Source organism: Candidatus Cloacimonadota bacterium, assembly GCA_012516855.1.
GTDB lineage: Bacteria > Cloacimonadota > Cloacimonadia > Cloacimonadales > Cloacimonadaceae > Syntrophosphaera.
Map to the genome: position 1 here is coordinate 1 of JAAYWB010000133.1, position 2,411 is coordinate 2,411.

Below are 2,411 nucleotides of genomic sequence, written 5' to 3' on the forward strand. Positions count from 1 at the left end.
CACCGCGCCTGTCTATGTGGGAATCCCAGATACTTTCACCGCTACAGCCCCTGCCAGCATACCCGCTGGAACCAGCAGCATGGAAGTGGTGGTGAAAGACGCCTACAACCAGCCTGTAGCCGGCGCTTCGGTGGTGTTGAGCAACCCAGCCGGACAGCAGCAGGCATTGGGTTTCAGTGACGAGCGGGGACTTGCCTTTTTGGAGTTTTCGCCCACTCAGGACGGGAGCCTGACTCTCACGATCAACAAGGACGATTACAAGCCGCTGATCAGTATTATCAACGTTAGCAGCTCAGGCGGACTGGTATTTGCCGGCGTGGAAGTTGACGACAACGGCGATGGCATCCCCAACGCCGGTGAAACCATGGATGTCTATTTCAGCCTGAGTAACACCACCTCTGCGCCGCAAAGCCCCCTGGGCAACGTGACCTGCTCTGATGCATACGTGACGCTGAATCCCCCCAGCAGGATCGAATTTGGGAGCATCAGCCCCAACTCCACCCTCCTGAGTACAAACGGAATAAACCTCACCATAGCTCCCGATTGCCCTGACCAGCACCGCTTTATTTTAAGGTTTACGGACGAAGGCGGCAGCGGGCAGGAGCAGATCTCAGTTCCGGTGATTGTGAGCAACGGCAATCTCAACCTGGTGTCCCACACCTTTGTGGGGGCGGCGGGAAACATCATCAATCCGGGCGATAGCTGGCCGCTCACAATAACCCTGAACAATGCCGGCAGCGCGTCTCTGAGCGATATTTACGGCACCCTCAGCTCTCAGGATTCCTTTTTCCAGATCACCGATGCGCAGGGCTATTGGGGCAACCTGCCCGCCGGAAGCTCCGCAGGTAACAACACCGATACTTTTTCGGTGACAGCCCGCAGTACCTGTGTTGACGGCATGGTGATCCCCCTGCAACTCAATCTATATAATGCGGCGGGCTACGCGGAAAGCATTCCGCTTACCTTCACCATCGGCCATACCACAGTCACCGATCCCCTGGGACAGGATGCCTACGGATATTTCATCTTTGACACTGGCGACACAGGTTACGACCAGTGCCCCACTTACCAGTGGATTGGCATCGCGCCCGCTGAAGGCGGCAGCGGCACCGCCCTCAACCTAAACGACCCCGGCAGTTCACACGATGAGGGTGACCAGGTTGGCGCTGTGGCTATCCAGACAGTAAACCTGCCCTTCACCTTCCAATTCTACGGGGTGGACTACACCCAGGCCTCAATCTCCTCCAATGGATTCATCGCCTTCGGGGAAACAGCCGACGCCGACTGGCGCAACTGGCGTCTGCCGGATGCCGGCGGGCCCAGCCCCATGATCGCCGTGTTCTGGGATGACCTGGATATCCAAAGCGGAAGCAGCTATGTTTATACTTGGTACAACTCCATCCAGAATTACTATGTGGTAGAATGGTACAATATGATCTCCGGTTACGATTCCACAACTCCGCAAACCTTCCAGGCCATTCTCTACGACCCCGTTTACTACCCCACCCACACCGGAGACGGACAGATCAAGCTGCAATACAAGGATTTCAACAACATCGACCTGGGCGATGGCGACGCCTATCCCCACGGCAACTACTGCACCATCGGTATCGAAGACCACACTGCGACGGTAGGTCTGGAATACACCTTTGGAAACATCTATCCTACAGCCGCGGCGCCTCTAACCGATGAATCCGCGCTGTTCATCACCACCCGCCCCCTGATCCCGGATTATCCGTATGTGGTGGTGGAACAGGTTTCCGTGCTGGACACCAACGGCAACAACCATCTCGAGCCTGACGAAGCTGCCCAGCTCTCCTTGCGCCTGGGCAACCGCGGACTGGTGAATGCCAATTCCGTGAGCGCCACCCTGAGCTCCAGCGATCCTTTTGTGACCATCTCCACCGCAAACGCCAACTATGGCACCGTACCTGCCCAGGGCAGTGCCTGGTCGCTCAGTAACTATGCCATCCAGGTGGCAGCCAACTGCCCGGCAGACCATCAGTTGCTCTTTGACCTTAACATCACCGGAGCCAATGGTAACTGGAGTCAAAACTTCAGGCTGGGAGTATATGAGCCGGAGCTTGAATTCCGTCACCTGACAGTAAGCGATTACAGCGGCAACCAAAATGGAATCCTGGATCCAGGCGAAACAGTCACCTTATCCATTGAGATCCATAACGTGGGTGAAATCCCCACCGCGGCTGGAACTGCCTCCCTTGAATGTTCCACTCCGGGAATCACGATAACCGATGGCAGCGACAGCTTCCCCACCCTGGCAGCAGGAGCTCGTGCCACTCTTCATTTTGAGGTCTCCGCCTCCTCTTCCGTTGCAAACGGAACCTTGGTGACCCTGAACTTTAATGCCTTGTCTGGCACGGCAACAGCCAGCCTTACCGAGTATCTGGAGG

At 56.4% G+C, this 2,411-nt stretch carries 1 protein-coding gene; it reads left to right on the plus strand.

Annotated features, from left to right (window positions below):
• Positions 1-2,411: gingipain R (locus GX466_09475; GenBank protein ID NLH94425.1), on the plus strand; the 2,411-nt coding region annotated here is incomplete at both ends.